17 protein-coding genes are annotated in these 17869 nt (G+C 69.0%); 10 read left to right on the forward strand and 7 right to left on the reverse strand.

The annotated features are described in order from the left end of the window. Positions 1–94: 94 nt before the first annotated feature. The 7 genes from D000_RS0106285 to D000_RS0106315 all read right to left on the reverse strand — a co-directional run bounded on the left by D000_RS0106285 (position 95) and on the right by D000_RS0106315 (position 8439). Entirely contained in the window at positions 95–424 is a 330-nt protein-coding gene (locus D000_RS0106285) for a hypothetical protein (protein ID WP_018872690.1), read from the reverse strand. Positions 425–511: 87 nt separating this feature from the next. After that, positions 512–1696 carry an alanine--glyoxylate aminotransferase family protein gene (locus D000_RS0106290; protein ID WP_018872691.1) on the reverse strand — a complete coding sequence of 395 codons (1185 nt, stop codon included), beginning with the start codon at positions 1694–1696 and terminating at the stop codon, positions 512–514. 144 nt (positions 1697–1840) lie between these two features. Next, complete coding sequence (gene glcF / locus D000_RS0106295; RefSeq protein ID WP_018872692.1) at positions 1841–3103, reverse strand: glycolate oxidase subunit GlcF; 1263 nt, start codon at positions 3101–3103, stop codon at positions 1841–1843. 4 nt (positions 3104–3107) lie between these two features. Further along, on the reverse strand, positions 3108–4220 hold the full coding sequence (gene glcE, locus D000_RS0106300; RefSeq protein ID WP_018872693.1) for a glycolate oxidase subunit GlcE: 1113 nt from the start codon (positions 4218–4220) through the stop codon (positions 3108–3110). 13 nt (positions 4221–4233) lie between these two features. Further along, positions 4234–4638, reverse strand: a complete 405-nt coding sequence (locus D000_RS0106305) for a DUF302 domain-containing protein (protein WP_018872694.1) — start codon at positions 4636–4638, stop codon at positions 4234–4236. A gap of 23 nt (positions 4639–4661) precedes the next feature. After that, positions 4662–7445 (reverse strand): TRAP transporter permease, encoded by a 2784-nt coding sequence (locus D000_RS0106310; RefSeq protein WP_018872695.1) that lies wholly within the window; start codon positions 7443–7445, stop codon positions 4662–4664. Further along, positions 7435–8439 (reverse strand): TAXI family TRAP transporter solute-binding subunit, encoded by a 1005-nt coding sequence (locus D000_RS0106315; RefSeq protein ID WP_018872696.1) that lies wholly within the window; start codon positions 8437–8439, stop codon positions 7435–7437. Before D000_RS0106315 ends, D000_RS0106310 begins: the two co-directional genes overlap by 11 nt. 119 nt (positions 8440–8558) lie before the next feature. On the opposite strand from D000_RS0106315, the gene D000_RS0106320 reads away from it, so the two are divergent. The 10 genes from D000_RS0106320 (at position 8559) to D000_RS13390 (ending at position 17801) form a co-directional block, all read left to right on the forward strand. Further along, positions 8559–9374, forward strand: a complete 816-nt coding sequence (locus tag D000_RS0106320) for a transglutaminase family protein (protein WP_018872697.1) — start codon at positions 8559–8561, stop codon at positions 9372–9374. A 426-nt stretch (positions 9375–9800) separates the two neighbouring features. Beyond that, entirely contained in the window at positions 9801–11060 is a 1260-nt protein-coding gene (gene glyA / locus D000_RS0106325) for a serine hydroxymethyltransferase (protein WP_018872698.1), read from the forward strand. 45 nt (positions 11061–11105) lie between these two features. Further along, on the forward strand, positions 11106–11687 hold the full coding sequence (gene nrdR, locus D000_RS0106330; RefSeq protein ID WP_018872699.1) for a transcriptional regulator NrdR: 582 nt from the start codon (positions 11106–11108) through the stop codon (positions 11685–11687). Then, positions 11687–12862: a bifunctional diaminohydroxyphosphoribosylaminopyrimidine deaminase/5-amino-6-(5-phosphoribosylamino)uracil reductase RibD gene (gene ribD, locus D000_RS0106335; RefSeq protein WP_018872700.1), complete on the forward strand. Its 1176-nt coding sequence runs from the start codon at positions 11687–11689 to the stop codon at positions 12860–12862. Before nrdR ends, ribD begins: the two co-directional genes overlap by 1 nt. 331 nt (positions 12863–13193) lie before the next feature. Beyond that, on the forward strand, positions 13194–13877 hold the full coding sequence (locus D000_RS0106340) for a riboflavin synthase (protein WP_018872701.1): 684 nt from the start codon (positions 13194–13196) through the stop codon (positions 13875–13877). A 27-nt stretch (positions 13878–13904) separates the two neighbouring features. After that, positions 13905–15011, forward strand: a complete 1107-nt coding sequence (ribBA, locus tag D000_RS0106345) for a bifunctional 3,4-dihydroxy-2-butanone-4-phosphate synthase/GTP cyclohydrolase II (protein WP_018872702.1) — start codon at positions 13905–13907, stop codon at positions 15009–15011. A gap of 150 nt (positions 15012–15161) precedes the next feature. Further along, a complete protein-coding gene (ribE, locus tag D000_RS0106350) occupies positions 15162–15641 on the forward strand; it encodes a 6,7-dimethyl-8-ribityllumazine synthase (RefSeq protein ID WP_018872703.1) in 480 nt (159 codons plus the stop codon). A 44-nt stretch (positions 15642–15685) separates the two neighbouring features. Beyond that, complete coding sequence (gene nusB, locus D000_RS0106355; RefSeq protein WP_155999236.1) at positions 15686–16222, forward strand: transcription antitermination factor NusB; 537 nt, start codon at positions 15686–15688, stop codon at positions 16220–16222. Between the two features lie 24 nt (positions 16223–16246). Next, a complete protein-coding gene (thiL, locus tag D000_RS0106360) occupies positions 16247–17293 on the forward strand; it encodes a thiamine-phosphate kinase (RefSeq protein WP_018872705.1) in 1047 nt (348 codons plus the stop codon). Further along, positions 17274–17801: a phosphatidylglycerophosphatase A gene (locus D000_RS13390; protein WP_038047586.1), complete on the forward strand. Its 528-nt coding sequence runs from the start codon at positions 17274–17276 to the stop codon at positions 17799–17801. Before thiL ends, D000_RS13390 begins: the two co-directional genes overlap by 20 nt. Positions 17802–17869: the final 68 nt, after the last annotated feature.

The following is a 17869-nucleotide window of genomic DNA, read 5'->3' on the forward strand; positions in this document are numbered from 1 at the left end:
GTGTTGGGGATACCGCATCGCCTTGATCTGCCCCGGCGTCGGAGATCCCGGATAACCCGTGCGCGGTTCCCGGGATAGCGACAGACGGGAGGGGTCAGCCGCGCGAGGCGAGGGCCTCCTCGTTGTAGGCGGCATCGATGGTCACGATAGTCTTTTCCACCAGGCGGAAGCCCTCCACCGGGGCATCGTCTCCCATGTACTTCAGGCGCGTGGGCCCGATGGACTTGACGGCCTCGGCGCGTTCCAGAGTGGTGTCCGGGCTGTCGGCGCCGGCGCCGTCCATCAGTGCGACCAGCACCTCGGCGGCGATCGGGTTGCGGTGTTCCGCGTTGCGTGCCTTGGCCAGTGTCGCGGCCGGATCGCCGTCCAGGAACACGCCGTCCATGTGTTCATCCAGGTAGTGCAGCAGTTCGCTTAGCGTCATGGTGCGTCTCCCATTGGGTCTCGACATTCCCCACCACCGATCATGGCGACATGCGGGGACAAAACAAGGGGGGCTGGCGAAAGACGCCTAGCCCTGCTGCGCGTAGGCTGCCCGCGCCGCCGGCATGGCGCGGCCCGGGGTTACCGCACCCATGTCGGCCAGGACCGCTTCCAGCGCGGAGAGGCACAGCAGGACGTTCTTTTCGTTCGCCCCGTACCCCATCAGGCCGATGCGCCAGACCTTGCCGGCATACGGTCCAAGCCCGGCACCGATCTCGAGACCGTAGCGGTTCAGCAGTTCGCTGCGCACCGCGGCCTCGTCCACGCCTTCGGGGACGTGAATGGTGTTCAGCTGCGGCAGGCGATGCTCGGCATCGACCAGGAAGTTCAGGCCCATGGCCTCGAGGCCGGCGCGCAGCGCCGCGTGGTGCCGGCAATGGCGTGCCCAGCTCTGTTCCAGGCCCTCCTCGGCCAGGATCACCAGCGACTCGTGCAGGGCATACAAAGCGTTGATCGGCGCGGTGTGGTGGTAGGCGCGCTTGCCGCCCCCGCCCCAGTAGCCCATGACGAGGTTCAGGTCGAGGAACCAGCTCTGCACCTTGTGGCTGCGCGCCTGGATGCGTTCCACCGCGCGTTCGCTGAAGCTGACCGGCGACAGCCCAGGGGTGCAGGACAGGCATTTCTGCGAGCCGGAGTAGATGGCGTCCACGCCCCAGTCATCCACGTACAGCGGGCTGCCGGCCAGTCCGGTCACCGAGTCGACGATGGTCAGGCAGCCATGTTCGCGTGCCAGCCGGCACAGGGTCTCGACGTCCGAGCAGGCACCGGTGGAGGTCTCGGCATGCACGAAGGCCAGGACCTTCGCATCCGGGTTGCCCTTCAGCGCGTCCTCGACCTTCTGCGGCGAGACCGGCGCGCCCCAGTCGTCCTCGACCACCACGGCGGTGCCGCCGCAGCGCTCGACGTTTTCCTTCATCCGGGTGCCGAACACGCCGTTGATGCAGACGATCACCTTGTCGCCCGGCTCGACCAGGTTCACGAAGCAGGTCTCCATGCCGGCGGAGCCCGGGGCGGAGACCGGAAGGGTCAGGGCGTTGCTGGTCTGGAAGGCGTACTGCAGCAGGCCTTTCATCTCCTCCATCATGCCGACGAACACCGGGTCCAGGTGGCCGATGATCGGTCGGCTCATCGCACTCAGCACGCGCGGATTGACGTCGGACGGGCCGGGGCCCATCAGGGTGCGCTGCGGGGGGAGAAAGGATTGTGCCTGCATGGATCGCTCTACCTGATTGGAAAAAGGGGAATCTAGAACGCCCCCCGGGTGCGGGCAAGCGCCCCCACGCACTGGCGGGAGTTGCGCGGCCAGGCGCGGCGAGGCGCGGCATGACTGGCCCGACCGGGCCGAAGCGCCGGGTGCTCAGGGGCAGTGGCGGGCCAGCAGGGTCAGCCAGTGCTCGACCGGGGTTTCGGTGCCGCTTTGCAGATGGGTCTGGCAGCCGATGTTTGCGGTGACGATACGCCCCGGGGTGGCGGCCTCCAGGTGCTCCAGCTTGCGCTGGCGCAGGCGCCCCGACAGTTCCGGCTGGGTGATTGCGTAGGTCCCGGCCGAGCCGCAGCACAGGTGCGGCTCGTTGACCACCACGAGCCGGAACCCGGCGGCCTGCAGCAGGGGCTCCACGCGCCCCGCCAGGCCCTGGCCATGCTGCAGGGTACACGGCGCGTGCCAGGCCACTGGCGGGTGGCCGTCCGGGGCGCGGATACCCAGGCCGCGGATGGCATCGTCGTCGAACAGCTCCACCGGGTCGCGCACCTGAGCGGAGAATGCGGCCGCGCGCTCGGCGTAGGCGGGGTCGTCCGCCAGCAGGTGTCCGTAGTCGCGCAGCATCACTCCGCAGCCACTGGCGGTGCTGACCACCGCGTCCACCCCGCGTGTCAGTTCCGCCTGCCAGGCGTCGAGATTGCGGCGCAGACGCTGGCGGGTGCGGGCCTGTGCGCTCAGGTGGTGTTCCACCGCGCCGCAGCAGCCGGCGGCCGCGACCGAGACCACCTCGATCCCGCGTGCGGCCAGCAGTTGCCGCAGCGCGGCATTGATGCGGGCATCCAGGGCATCGTGCACGCAGCCGTCCAGCAGCAGCACGCGCCCGTGCTCGAAGCCGGGGGCGCGCTGGTGCGTCGGCGCCGGGGCGCCGCGAGCCGGGCGCCGGCGGGCGGGAATCCGGCGGGCGGGAATCCGGCGGCGCAGGCCGGGCGGCAGCAGCGGGCGCGCGAGGCGCCCCAGGCCAAGTGCGGCGCGAAACGGCCAGCGCGAGGGCAGGGCCCGCAGCAGCAGGCCGCGCAGCAGACGTTCGCGGAAGGGCCGCGGGCAGTCCTGCTCGACCACCTCGCGGCCGAAGGCCACCAGGTGGTTGTAGTCCACGCCCGAGGGGCAGGTGGTCATGCAGTTGAGGCAGGTCAGACAGCGGTCCAGGTGAGTTCGCGTGCTGGCGTTGCCCTCACCCTGTTCCAGCACCTGCTTGATCTGGTAGATGCGTCCGCGCGGGCCATCGAGTTCGTCACCCTGTTCCTGATAGGTGGGGCAGGTCGCGTTGCAGAACCCGCAGTGCACGCAGGCACGCAGCGCGTCCTCGGCGATGCGGGCCGCGGGGTCGTTCTCGAAGCGCGGGTGCAGACGGGTTTCCACGGACTCAGGCGCTCCGCCGTGCCGGCTGCGGGTAAGGGGGCAGCAGCGGGGCGAAAAACACCCCGTCGGGGTCCAGCGCGGCGCGGACCTCGCCTTCCAGCCGCAGCAGGGCCGCGGGACGCGGGTGCAGCCAGGGGGCCCCGGCCGGATCGCCGGACCACAGGCGGGCATGTCCCCCGGCCTCGGTGGCGGCGGCACGGACCGCGTCCGGTGCGGCGCTGGAGCGCAGCCAGCGTTCGCCCCCGGCCCAGTTCAGCAGCCATTCTCCGGGCAGATCCAGTGGCGCGGTCGCGGGGGGCAGGCTCAGGCGCCAGAGGCGGTCGCCGGCCGGCAATGATCGGGTCAGGAAGGGCAGGTGCCGGTCGCGCAGCCGGGTCCAGAAGGCGGGGCCTTCGCGGTCCGGTTCGCCGCCCAGGCGTTCCGCCGCCTCCTGCACCCCTTCCTGGCCACCCCCGAGGCGGATGTGGCAGACCCCGTCGGCCCAGGCCAGGCCGGAAAACGGCAAGGCCGACCGGCCCCAGTCCCGGGCCTGTTCGATGAAGGCTGCGGCCGTCATTTCCTGCCGCAACCAGGCCTGGTAGGCGGGGGCCGGAAGCAGCTTGAAGCTGACCTCCAGCAGCACCCCCAGCCCGCCCAGGCTGCCGGCCATCAGACGGGACACATCGAAGCCGGCGACGTTCTTCATCACCTCGCCGCCGAAGCGCAGGATCTCGCCGCGGCCATTCACGATGCGGGTGCCGAGGACGGCATCGCGCAGGCTGGCGGTCCACGGGCGCCGGGCACCGGACAACCCCAGGGCGACCATGCCGCCGACGCTGCTGGAGGGAGTTGGCTGTGCCGGTTCGAAGGGCAGCATCATGCCGACTTCCTCCAGTGCCGCCTGCAGCTCCACGACCGGCGTGCCGGCACGCACGGTGACCACCAGCTCACTGGGTGCGAGGTGCACGATCCCGTGGTGCGAAGCGACCTCGAGGGGCTGTACGTCGGCGTCAAAACCCGCGGGGAATGCCAGCCCGCGCTGGCTGCCGCCGCCGACGATCGCCAGGCGCTGGCCGGTGGTCGCGGCCACGCGGATGCGCTCGGCCAGGCGTGAGGACTGGTCGTTGCCGGTATTCATGCTCGTGAACGAATTAGCTTGTCTCGAGTTTCAGGCGTACCCGCTCGAGGCGTTTGCGTACCTCGCCGGCGAGATCCTCGACGCCGGGCTTGTTGACCAGCCCCATCACTGCGACGGGATCCATGAAGCCCACCGTGCAGCTGCCGTTCTCGTTGTCCTGTACCAGCACGTTGCAGGGCAGGAGCAGGCCGATGTTCGGATCGGCCTCGATGGCCTGGCGCGCGAGATGGGGATTGCAGGCGCCAAGGATGCGGTAGGCGCGATGATCCAGGTCCAGCTTCTTCTTGAAGGCGCCGGCCACGTCGATGTCGCTGAGGATGCCGAAGCCCTCATCGCCGAGGGCCGCCGTGGTGCGTTCGATCACGCCGGCGATGTCGCCCTGCACGATTACGTTGAAGCCATACTGGGGTTGTTCCATGGCAAGTCTCCGTTGATGTTCCATCAGGCCGAAAGTGCCGGGGCGTCGGCGGTCGGGCCGCTCCCCGGCGGTGGCGTACGTCGGCGCTGGTTCCAGGCCACCAGGAGCCCCAGAGCCACGGCCGGCAGATAGAACCAGTAGGGGCTTGGGCGCTCGGTGGGTACCAGCACGCCGGTGATCGTCCAGCCGCCTTCCAACCCTACCCGGCCGGCGGGGCTGCCGAAAGCAACCGTCTGGATCTGCGCCTTTCCTTCGCGGTCGTCGAAGCGGACGTTCAGGCCGGCATCCGCCAGGCGTTCCCGCGCCTCCAGCTCCGGGCGGCCTAGCGGGAACATCACCGTACGGGTGATCTCGCGGCCCTCCAGGTCGATGCCGGTGGCCTCCAGGCGCAGCGATTCCCGATCGGGGATGGTCGCGACCACCTCGAGCAGGGTCTCCGGGGGTTGCTGCTGATAGGGCGGGGCGATGCGATCCATCAGCACCGTCGGCACCAGCAGCACGAAGGCGACCACCATCAGCAGGGCGGATTCCCAGTAGCGGCTGCGGGTCAGGAACCAGCCCTGGGTGGCGGCGGTGAATGCCAGTATCCCGGCCAGCGAGCCGAGGAACACCAGGGCCAGCTGGAACACGTTGTCCACACCGATCAGCAGCAGCTGGCTGTTAAAGATGAAGAAGAATGGCAGCGCGATGGTGCGCAGGCTGTAAGCGAAGGCCTGCAGCCCGGTGCGGATCGGGTCGGCCTTCGCCACGGCTGCGCCGGCGAACGAGGCCAGTCCCACCGGGGGTGTCACGTCCGCCATGATGCCGAAATAGAACACGAACAGATGCGCGGCGATCAGCGGGATCAGGATGTCGTTCTGCGCGCCCAGCTCCACGATCACCGGGGCCATCAGGGTTGCGACCACGATGTAGTTGGCCGTGGTCGGCAGCCCGAGCCCCAGTACCAGGCTGATCAGTGCGGTCAGCAGCAGCACCAGCAGCAGGTTGCCGCCGGACAGGGTGTCGACCAGATCGGTCAGCACCAGCCCGACCCCGGTCATCGCGACGGTACCGACGATGATGCCGGCCGCGGCGGTCGCCAGGCCAATGCCGATCATGTTGCGTGCGCCGGTCTCGAAGCCCTGGAACAGCTCCCAGACCCCGATCCAGGCCGCCTGCAGCAGGCGCCCGCGACCCTGGAACAGCGCTACCAGCGGACGCTGGGTCAGCACGATGAAGATCATGAAGGCCACCGCCCAGAAGGCGGAAAGGCCGGGCGAGAGCCGTTCCACGACCAGGGCCCAGACCAGGACCACCAGCGGCAGCACGTAGTGCAGCCCGCCAAGCACCGTGGGCAGCACGCGCGGCAGGGGACGTTCCGGGTCCAGAGGCTCCGGTTCCGGCTCGTTCGCGGCCACCCAGAGCAGGGCCAGGTAGGCGGCGAACAGCAGCCCGGCGATGATCCAGGCGGCGGCGTCGCCGGCCACGGTCTTGATCCAGCCCAGCCCCCAGTACACCGCGGCGGCGAGGATGATCAGGCTGGAGACGGTGATCCCGAAGCTGATCAGGCGCCCGCGCCAGGTGGTCACGGTGGCGCGCTTGAGCCCCTCCATGCCGTTCTTGCAGGCCTCCAGGTGCACGATGTAGATCAGCGCGATATAGGCGATCAGGGCCGGCAGGATCGCGTGCTTGAGCACTTCCACGTAGGGGATGCCGACGTACTCGACCATCAGGAATGCGGCGGCCCCCATCACCGGCGGCATCAGCTGGCCGTTGACCGAGCTGGCCACCTCCACCGCGCCCGCCTTGTGCGGGGCGAAGCCGACGCGCTTCATCAGCGGCACGGTGAAGGTGCCGGTGGTGACCACGTTGGCGATGGACGAGCCAGAGACCACGCCGGTCATGCCCGAGGCCATCACCGCGGCCTTGGCCGGGCCGCCACGCAGGTGCCCGAGCAGGGAGAAGGCGACACGGATGAAGTAGTCGCCGGCGCCGGCGCGTTCCAGCAGCGCGCCAAACAGCACGAACAGGAACACGAAGCTGGTGGAGACCCCGAGCGCGATCCCGAACACGCCTTCGTTGGACAGCCACTGCTGCGCCATCGCGCGCGGGTAGCTGGCGCCGCGGTGCGCGATCAGGTCCGGCATGATCGGGCCGGCGAAGGTGTAGAACAGGAAGATCGCGGCGATGATGGTCAGGGCCGGGCCGAGCACGCGACGGGTCGCCTCCAGCAGCAGGATCAGGCCGATGCCGGCCATGATCAGATCCAGCTCGGTGGGGGCACCGGGGCGCGCCGCCAGCGCCTCGTGGAACAGGTACAGGTGCAGCGCGCTGAAGGCCGCGACCGCCGCAAACACCCAGTCGCCCAGCGGCACGCGATGGATCGGGTCATGGCCGCGCAGCAGCGGCCAGGCCACCGCCACCAGGGTGATGCCCAGCGCCAGGTAGACCTCGGCCAGGCGTTCCAGCCCCAGGAACTGCCACAGGCCAAGCGCGATCAGGCCCAGCCCGCCCCCGGCATAGAGGATGCCGATGGTGTACTGCCAGCCCTTTCCGCGGGCGGTCGGCCGCAGCGCCGGGAACAGCAGATAGCCGAGGAAGATCGCGAACGCCAGGTGGATCGAGCGGGCCTCGGTCTCGGAGACCACGAAGAAGTCGATCCAGTCGGCGAGCGGCGAGGCGATCCAGATCTGGAACAGCGACCAGGTGACCGCGGTCAGCCAGATCAGGCTGCGGGTGGCGCGCCCCGGGTGGCGACCCCCGGTCTCGAGTTCCTCGACCGTGCCCTCGTCGTTCGGTGGCTCCGGATGGCTGCGGTTAGCGTTCATTGATCAGCCCTGCCTCGCGGAAGTAGCGTCGGGCACCGGGGTGCATCGGGGCCGACAGGCCTTCGTCCACCATGCCCCTGCGTTCAAGACTGCCGAAGGCGGGGTGCAGGCTGCGGAAGGTCTCGAAGTTCTCGAACACTGCTCGGGTCAGCTCGTAGGCGGCGGTGTTCGAGGTGCGGTTGGAGGTTACGACCGTGGCACCCACGCCATAGGTGTGGATGTCCTCGTCCTGGCCGGGGTAGGTCCCGGCCGGGATCACGGCCGTCAGGTAGTACGGGGTGGATTCGATCAAGGCCTCCACCGCCGCGCCGCCGATGGATACCAGACGGGCGTCGCAAGTGGCGATGGGCTCCTGGATCGCGGCCGAGGGATGGCCGACGGAGAACACGAAGGCGTCTATGCGGTTGTCGCACAGCGCCTGGGACTGTTCGCGCGAGGGCAGCTCGGACACACGGCGGAAGGTGTCGTGGTCCCAGCCCAGCTCCTCCATCAGGTGCTCCATCAGCGTGCGCTGGCCGGAACCGGGGTTGCCGATGTTGACGCGCTTGCCCGGCAGGTCATCCAGACCCGCGATGCCCGCGTCGGGACGGACCACCAGGGTCAGGGGTTCCGGGTGCAGGCTGAACATCGCGCGCAGGTGGGAGGCCGCGCCGAAGTCCTCGAAGCGGCCGGTGCCGTGGTAGGCGTGATATTGCAGGTCGGACTGGGCAACGCCGAAGTCCATGTCCCCCGAACGCACCATGTTCAGGTTGAAGACCGAGCCGCCGGTGCTTTCCGCGGTGCAACGCATGCCGTGTTCGGCCCGGCGGGTGTTGAACAGCCGGCACAGGTGCTGCCCGGCCGGGTAGTAGACCCCGGTGACTCCCCCGGTCCCGATATTGATGAAGCGCGACTCCGCAGCGAGCGCGGGGGCCGCCAGGGCTAGCCCCAGGCCGAGCAGGCCGCTGACCAGGCGGCGGCGTACGGAACAGGGGCGGTCGGGATGTCCTCGCATGCCTTCTCCGGGGAACGGGGGTATCGGAAGTTTAGGGAAACACGCCTTAATGTACAGCGTATGGCGTCCATGGCCGCCGACGCGTAGTGTGAAAGCCCCCTTTGCCGGAGGCCCCGCCCATGTGGCTGCAGACGCGCTGCGACTTCGAGTTCGAGATCGCCGAGCCCACGCCATTCGTGCTGATGCTGCGTCCGCGCAGCGGCCCGCTGCAGTGGGTCGCGCGCGAGGAATACCGTCTGACGCCCCATGCCCCGGTGTCCGAGTTTGTCGATGTCTACGGCAATCTCTGCCAGCGCCTGATCGCGCCGCCGGGTCCGTTTTCGATCCATACCTCGGCCGAGGTGAAGACGGCCGATGCCCTGGACCGTGCCCCGGGCGCGCCCTTCGTGGAGGTGCAGGCGCTGCCCGACGCGACCCTGGGCTACCTGCTCCCGAGCCGCTACTGCGAGTCGGACCGCTTTAATCAGATGGCCTGCGAGATCACCGCCGGGCGCGCGCTTGGCTATGACCAGGTGGCGGCGATCGAGCAGTGGCTGCGGGCCCGCATCCAGTACATCCCGGGCAGCAGTGACATCCCCATCTCGGCGGTGGAGGTCAACCAGCGCGGGCAGGGTGTGTGCCGCGATCTGGCGCATCTGGGCATCGCGCTGTGCCGCAGCCTCAGCATCCCGGCGCGCATGGTCGTCGGATATCTGCATGGTCTGGAGCCGATGGACATGCATGCCTGGTTCGAGGCCTTTGTCGGCGGGCGCTGGTACACCTTCGATGCGACCCAGACCGAGCTGCGCGGCGGCTACGTGGTGGTGGGCTACGGGCGCGATGCCGCAGACGTCGCGATCTACACTCAGTTCGGCCTGCCGGTCTTCCCGATCCGGTATGAGGTCGACGTCCACCGGATCACCCCGCCCGGGCCGAATCCGGCCACCACCGACTGATTTGTATGCCGGGGGGCGCGCCCCGGGGCATGCGAAGGATTACCCGGTGCCCTTCGGGGCTTCGTCCGGTTTCCTGAGAGGCCGTGCGCGCGGCCCGAAACCCACTGATTCCGGGGCCGGAATCCGGCCTCGTCGCGGTAGCCGCCCGGGAGTCGGCCTGAAATGAAGGCCGCAATAGCGTATGCTGATGGACCTTTTCGACGGCGGCGTCCCAGAGAGGACGCGGGTCCAGTCGCACCTCCGCGCGGGGACATTCGGTCCCCAGTCTGGCGTCTCGGTGTGCCTGTCCGGCGAGGCTGCGCTGCAGCGGCCGCAACCGGACAGCAAGCCTTCCGAGCCGTGCGCGGACGCGCGACTGCATCTGCGTTTCCCCGATGGCTGGCGCGCCGAAAATCCAGTATCCAAGGCTTTGAACGGGAGATCCGAATGTTTTCGATCGACATGAGTATCCACGGCTACGACGACGAACTCTGGGGCGCCATCAGCAAGGAAGCACAGCGCCAGGAAGAGCACATCGAGCTGATCGCGTCGGAGAACTACACCAGCCCGCGCGTGATGGAGGCACAGGGTTCGGTGCTGACTAACAAGTACGCCGAGGGCTACCCGGGCAAGCGTTACTACGGTGGCTGCGAGTACGTGGATATCGTCGAGCAGCTCGCGATCGACCGCCTCAAGCAGCTCTACGGCGCCGATTACGCGAACGTGCAGCCGCATTCCGGCTCGCAGGCCAACGCGGCCGTGTACATGGCCCTGCTGCAGCCGCATGACACTGTGCTGGGCATGAGCCTGGACGCCGGTGGTCACCTGACCCACGGCGCCAAGCCGAACTTCTCGGGCAAGATCTACAACGCGGTGCAGTATGGCATCACTGACGAGGGACTGATTGATTACGACGAGGTCCAGCGTCTGGCCACCGAGCACCAGCCGAAGATGATCGTCGCCGGCTTCTCCGCCTACTCGCGCGTGGTCGACTGGAAGCGCTTCCGCGAGATCGCCGATTCCGTGGGCGCCTACCTGATGGTGGACATGGCCCACGTCTCCGGCCTGATCGCCGCCGGTGAATACCCGAACCCGATCGACCATGCCCACGTGGTCACCTCCACCACGCACAAGTCCCTGCGCGGGCCGCGTGGCGGCTTCATCATCACCAAGGGTCAGCCGGAGCTGAACAAGAAGTTCCAGTCGCTGATCTTCCCGGGGACCCAGGGCGGCCCGCTGATGCACGTGATCGCCGGCAAGGCGGTGGCGTTCAAGGAGGCCCTGGAGCCGGAATTCAAGACCTACCAGAAGCAGGTGATCGCCAACGCCCGCGCGATGGCCGAGGTCCTGGTCGAGCGCGGCTTCGACATCGTCTCCGGCGGGACTGACAACCACCTGTTCCTGCTGAGCCTGGTGTCCAAGGGCATGACCGGCAAGGCCGCGGACGCCGCGCTGGGCCGCGCCAACATCACGGTCAACAAGAACGCCGTGCCGAACGATCCGGAGTCCCCGTTCGTGACCTCCGGTATCCGCATTGGCACCGCCGCGCTGACCACGCGCGGTTTCACCGAGGCCGAGTCGCGCGAGCTGGCCGGCTGGATCGCCGACGTGCTGGACGACCACGAGAACGAGCAGGTGATCGACGCGACCCGCGCCAAGGTCGTCGAGATCTGCCGCCGCTTCCCGGTCTACGGCGCCGGCGAATAGGCACGGCCAGCGCGACAGGCTGACGGCCAGGATTGACGGCACGGGATGCGCTGTCCGTCCTGTCATGCCCAGGACACCCGCGTAGTCGATTCGCGGGTCGCCGGTCCGGAGCAGGAGCAGATCCGGCGCCGGCGCCAGTGCCGCGCCTGCGGGGCGCGTTTCACCACCTTCGAGCGGGCGGAGTTCAGCCTGCCGCGGGTGGTCAAGCGTTCCGGCGAGCGCGTCGCCTTCGACGAGGAAAAGCTGCGCAGTGGTCTGCGCCGGGCCCTGCACAAGCGCCCGGTGAAGACCGAGGATGTCGAGCGCGTGATCGACGACATCAAGCGTCAGCTGTCGGCCCTCACCGCACCCGAGGTCAAGTCCGACCGCATCGGCGAGATGGTGCTGGCGGCCTTGCACGTGCTCGACCACGTGGCCTATATCCGGTTTGCCTCCATCTATTTGAGCTTCGCCAGCGTGCAGTCCTTCCGCGAAGCCATCGAGCGGCTGGAAGAGGATCTCAGCCCCGAGATGCGCCGTTCGCAGCTGCGCCTGATCGACGAGGAGGCAACGGACGGGGCCGGGGATCCGGCTGCCGGAAAACGGCGCGATCCCGGGATGGGGCGCGATCCGCAGGAGGGTGCGTGATGGAAACAGCGACCACGGCGCAGACGGCCCACGACCGGCGCCACATGGCGCGGGCACTGGAGCTGGCGGACTACGGCCGCTTCAGCGCCGACCCCAACCCGCGCGTGGGCTGTGTGCTGGTGCGTGACGGCCGCGAGGTGGCCGCCGGGCTGCACTGGCAGGCCGGCGCCGCGCATGCCGAGGTCAATGCCCTCGCGGCCGCCGGAGTCGCCGCCCGCGGCGCGACCGCCTACGTCACCCTGGAACCCTGCAGTCACCATGGGCGCACCCCGCCCTGTGTCGCGGAGCTGATCCGCGCGGGCGTGGCGCGGGTGGTGATTGCAATGCAGGACCCGAACCCGCGGGTCTGTGGCGGCGGGATCGCGGCACTGCGGGACGCGGGTGTCGAGGTCATTACCGGCGTCCTCGAGGAGGCGGCGCGGGCGCTGAATCCGGGTTTCGTCCAGCGCATGGAACACGGGCGGCCCTGGGTGCGCGTAAAGCTCGCGGCCAGTCTGGACGGGCGTACCGCGATGGCCTCCGGCGAATCGAAATGGATCACCGGCCCGGCCGCACGCCGCGACGTGCAGCTGTGGCGCGCACGCGCCGGCGCGATCCTGACCGGTAGCGGTACCGTGGTCGCCGACGACCCGCGTCTGACCGTGCGTCTGAAGCCCGGCGAGCTGGCGGCCCAGGCGGGCTTCCCGGATCTTCCGCAGATCCACGATCTCCCGCCCCGGCAGCCGCTGCGCGTGATCCTGGACGCACGCCTGCGCACGCCGCCAGGGGCGCAGATCCTGCAGACCGGGACCGTGTGGATCCTCACCGGGCCCGAGATGGCGCAGACTCCGGCGGCGGACGCCCTGCGCGGGCGCGGGGCGGAGGTGCGCCCGGTTCCACTGGCGGACACGGGGGCCGAAGGCGGACTGGATCTGGCGGCGGTGCTGCAGGAGCTGGGTCGCGCCGAGATCAACGAACTCCACGTCGAATCCGGCCCGGGCCTGGCCGGGGCCCTGGCTCGCGGCGGCTGGGTGGACGAGTGGCTGATCTACCAGGCGCCACTGCTGCTGGGCTCGAATGCCCGCCCGCTGGTGGAATGGCCACTGGCCCGCATGGACGAACGCGCCGAACTGGAGATCATCGAGAGCCGCTGGGTCGGCGACACCCTGCGCCTCCGCGCCCACCCGCGCTCCTGAACGCCACGTTCTCTACGCAAAAGGTCAAGGGCGATTTCACAGGAAGAAGGGAAGGGTGGAAGGATGACTGGGTTTGCAATGGCGTGCACACCGGCATTGCTGGGGCCGACCATGGCCACCCGCCATTTTTCTTCAACGTATCCCCCTTCCAGTCTTCCCATCTTCCTGTGAATCGCCCTTGACCTTCCGCGTGTGCTGCGTGGCGAACAAGGGGTTTCCCGGGAAGAACCGGGCAAAAGGCCGGGTCGTGGTGCGAATCCATTAGGGTTTCCCTATGATGGTCGCCTTGTCGTGCCCCATGCCGGGGCCGCGTACCAATGAAACAAGGCCCATGTTCACCGGAATCATCGAGACTCTTGGCAGCCTGGATCGCTTGACCCCCAGCGGCGGCGACGTGCGCCTGTACGTGAATGCCCCCGGGATGGACCTGTCGGACACGCGCCTGGGCGACTCCATCGCGGTCAACGGCGTGTGCCTGACCGTGACCGACCTGACGGCCGCGGGCTTCGCCGCCGATGTCTCGCGCGAATCCCTGAACGTGACCACGCTGGGCGGACTGGGGCCGGGCGACCGGGTCAACCTGGAGCGGGCGCTGGCCCTGGGCGACCGCCTCGGCGGCCACATGGTCTCGGGCCACGTGGATGGAGTGGGCGAGGTGGTCGCGATGGAGCCGGACGCACGCTCGACCCGAGTGCGTTTTCGTGCCCCCGCCGCGCTGGCACGCTACGTCGCCGCGAAGGGCTCGATCACCATCGACGGCACCAGCCTGACCGTGAACCGGGTCGACGGGGCCGAGTTCGAGGTCAACATCATCCCCCACACCTGGTCGCTGACCCGCTTCTCCGTCTACGCGGTGGGCACGCCGGTGAACCTGGAGGTGGACCTGATTGCCCGCTACCTGGAACGGTTGATGCTCGGCGAGCGCGCGGCCGAGCCGGGCATGGGCGCAGGTGACCTGTCCGAGGCCTGGCTGGCCGAACAGGGCTTCCCCAATCATTCCGGGCCGCGCGACTGAACGCACGGCCCCTGACCGAAGGCACGCATGGAATTCTCCAACACCGAAACTATCCTCGAAGAACTGCAGGCCGGACGCATGGTGGTCATCGTCGACGACGAAGACCGCGAAAACGAGGGTGATCTGTTGATGCTCGCCTCGCATGTGCGCCCCGAGGACATCAACTTCATGGCCAAGTACGGCCGCGGCCTGATCTGTCTGACGCTGACCCGCGAGCGCTGCAAACAGCTCGCGCTGCCGCTGATGGTGACCGACACCAACGATGTGCACGGCACCAACTTCACGTTGTCGATCGAGGCCGCCGAGGGCGTGACCACGGGTATCTCCGCCTATGACCGCGCGCACACCATCCGCACGGCCGTGGCCCCGAACGCGCAGCCGGACGACATCGTCCAGCCGGGGCATGTCTTTCCGCTGATGGCACAGCCCGGCGGGGTCATCGTGCGCGCCGGCCACACCGAGGCCGGCTGCGATCTGGCGCGTCTGGCCGGGGCCGAACCGGCGGCGGTGATTGTCGAGATCCTGAACGAGGACGGCAGCATGGCTCGGCGTTCGGATCTCGAGCGCTTCTGTGCCGAGCATGACCTCAAGATGGGCACCATCGAGGACCTGATCCGCTACCGCATCGAGAACGAGAAGACCGTGCGTCGGGTCTCGGAGCGCCCGTTCCCGACCGAGCATGGCGAGTTCCGCCTGCTGGCGTTCGAGGACGAGGTGGATCACGAGCTGCATTTCGCACTGGTGCGCGGGGAGCCGAAGCCGGACCAGGAGACCCTGGTGCGTGTCCACCTGGAAAGCACGCTGTACGACACGCTGGGCTATGCTGGTCCGGATCGTGGCTGGCCGCTGGATGACGCCCTGCGCCGGATCGACGCGGCCGGCGAGGGCGTGGTGGTGGTGCTGCGCAAGCACGAGAGTGCAGAGGCACTGGCCCAGCGTCTGGAGCATATCGGGCAGCCGCCGCAGGAGGAGCGCGGTGGGCGCGAGAACTCCGCGGAGTGGCGCATGTACGGTATCGGTGCCCAGATCCTCGCCGACTGCGGGGTGGGGCGCATGAAGCTGATGTCCGCGCCCAAGCGCTTCCATGGCCTTGGTGGCTTCGGCCTGGAGGTCGTGGACTACGTCCACGAGTAGCCCCCGGCCGGCAGGCGGCCCGTTGCCCGATTCGGGCGGGTGCGCTCTACCGCGCGGGTTCGCGGTGCTACACTAGGTGGCCTTTGTAACTCGGCCCCGCGGGTCGGCCCCGAAAGGTCGCCTCGTCTCCGTCTCAATCGGAATAAAACCATGCACGACATCAAGACCCTGGAAGGCGTATTCACCGACGCCGCCGACCATCGCTATGGCCTGCTGCTGGCGCGCTTCAACAGCCTGATCGTCGAGCGCCTGCTGGAAGGTGCAGTGGATACCCTGAAGCGCCACGGCGTGCAGGAAAAGAACCTGACCATCGCCCGTGTGCCGGGTGCCTACGAGCTGCCGCTGGCGGCCCAGGCCATGGCCCGCTCCGGGCAATACGATGGCGTGATCGCGCTGGGCTGCGTGATCCGGGGCTCCACCCCGCATTTCGACTATGTCGCGGGCGAGGCGGCCAAGGGCCTGGCCCAGGTGCAGATGGCCGAGGACCTGCCGATCAGCTTTGGCGTGCTGACCACCGACTCCATCGAGCAGGCGATCGAACGCGCCGGCACCAAGGCGGGCAACAAGGGCGCGGACGCGGCCATGGGCGCGATCGAAATGGTCAGCCTGCTGCGCCAGCTGCGCGGCTGAGCCCGCGCCGTTCCATGCCGTCTGCCGATACCAACAGGCCTGCCGTGACAGAATCCTCCGACTCCCGCCCCGAAGGCCGCAGCCCGCGCGACCACAGCGCCAGCGGCAAGACCGGCCGTGCCCGGCGCCCCCGCAGCACGCCCGAACAACGGGCGCGGCACGCGCGTTCCTTCGCGCGCCGGCGCGCGATGCAGGCGCTGTACTCCTGGCAGATGACGGGTGCGCATCCCAAGGACATCCTGGCCGAGTTCCGCGAAGACGAGGAACACGCGAAGGCGGATGCCGAGTATTTCCGCGAGCTGCTGATCGGCGTGACCCGTGACCGCGAGGCCCTGGATGCGCGCATGGAACCCTACCTCGGGCGCCCGCTGGCGCAGCTCGACCCGGTGGAGCACGCGCTGCTCTGGCTGGGGCAGTGGGAGCTGGCCGAGCGCATCGAGGTGCCCTACCGCGTAGTGATCAACGAGGCGGTGGATCTCGCCAAGCGCTACGGGGCCGAACAGTCGCACCGGTATATCAATGGTGTGCTGGACCGGCTCTCGGTCGATCTGCGCGGCCCGGAACGTTCTGCCCCGCGCTGACCCGGGCGGGTCAGCACCACGGCCATGGCCGGCCCCGATTCCGAATTCGACCTGATTCAGCGCTATTTCGACGCGCCGGCGGCGGCGCTGGCGCCCGGCGCTGGCGTGCGCCTGGGGATTGGCGATGATGCCGCGCTGCTGGCGCTGCGCGACAACCACGAGCTGGTGGTCAGCGTCGACACCCTGGTCGAGGGCACCCACTTCTTTCCCGATCACCCCGCGGCGAGCCTGGGCCACAAGGCCCTGGCCTCGAACCTGAGCGACCTGGCGGCGATGGGCGCCGAACCGCTGGGGGCGCTGCTGTCGCTGACCCTGCCCCGCGTGGACCACGACTGGCTGGCCGCTTTCAGCCAGGGCTTTCTGGATCTGGCCGGGGCGGCGGCCGTCCCGCTGGTGGGCGGCGATACCACGCGCGGGCCGCTGGCGGTCAGCGTGACGGTGCTGGGGCAGGTCCCCGCGGGGCAGGCCCTGCGGCGCGCCGGGGCCCGTCCCGGTGACCGCCTGGTGGTCTCGGGCGCGCTGGGCGGCGCCGCCTTCGGGCTGGCGCACGAGACCCGCCGCCGCGCCGCGGGCACGGCCGCAGTGGATAAGGAGCCTGCCTGCGAGCGGCTGTTCTGGCCCCGCGTCCGGCTGGAGCTCGGGCGCATGCTGCGCAAGCGGGCGCGGGCGGTGATCGACATCTCCGACGGCCTGCTGGCGGACCTTGGCCACCTGTGTGCGGCCTCCGGCTGCGGCGCCCGCATCGACTGGCCGGCGGTTCCGCTGGACCCGCTGCTGGCGCAGGCGCCGCCGGCGCAGGCGGAGGCCGCCGCGCTGGGTGGCGGCGAGGACTACGAACTGCTGTTTGCACTGCCGCCCGGCGAGTCGCTGGATCTGCTCGCGTTCGGGGTGGATGCCCCGCTGACGGTGATCGGCGAGTGTACGGAGGCGGCCGGGGTCGTGGTGGTGGATGCAGCGGGCCAGCCACTGGACGTGGCCCGGGCGGGCCACGACCATTTCGCCGGGGGCGAGGCGCACGAGGTGGAACCAATGCCAACGGGACAGGGGACCGATGTCAAAGCCAAAGACTGACAAACCGACGATGCCGCCGGCGAAGACCGTGTTCGGCGATCCGATTCACCTGCTGGCCTTCGGGTTCGGCAGCGGGCTGTCGCGCTGGGCGCCGGGCACCACCGGCTCGCTGGGCGCGCTGGTGCTGTACTTCGCGATCATGAACGTGCCCGAATGGGCCTATATCGCGATTACCGTAATCGTGGTGATGGCCGGCTTCCATATCTGCGGCGAGAGTGCGCGCAAGCTGGGCGTGCACGACCACCCCGGGATCGTCTGGGACGAATGGGCCGGCATGCTGATCACGCTCGCGTTCGCCCCCGCCGGGCTGATGTGGGTCGTGATCGGCTTCCTGCTGTTCCGCCTGTTCGACATCCTCAAGCCCTGGCCGGCGAACTATTTCGACCAGAAGTGGCACGATGGCCACGGGATCATGATGGACGACGTGGTCGCCGGCCTGTACGCCGGCTTTGCCCTGGTGATTCTCGGCGGCCTCTACCAGCAGTTGGTGCTGGGGGCCGCCGCGTGATCCGTGTATTCATGAGTGTGTACATGGATCAGTGTTTCCCTGGGAGCCTCTCGGGTTTGGGCGGTTGT

This window comes from Thioalkalivibrio sp. ALJ16 (assembly GCF_000377345.1).
In the GTDB taxonomy this organism is placed as follows: Bacteria; Pseudomonadota; Gammaproteobacteria; order Ectothiorhodospirales; family Ectothiorhodospiraceae; genus Thioalkalivibrio.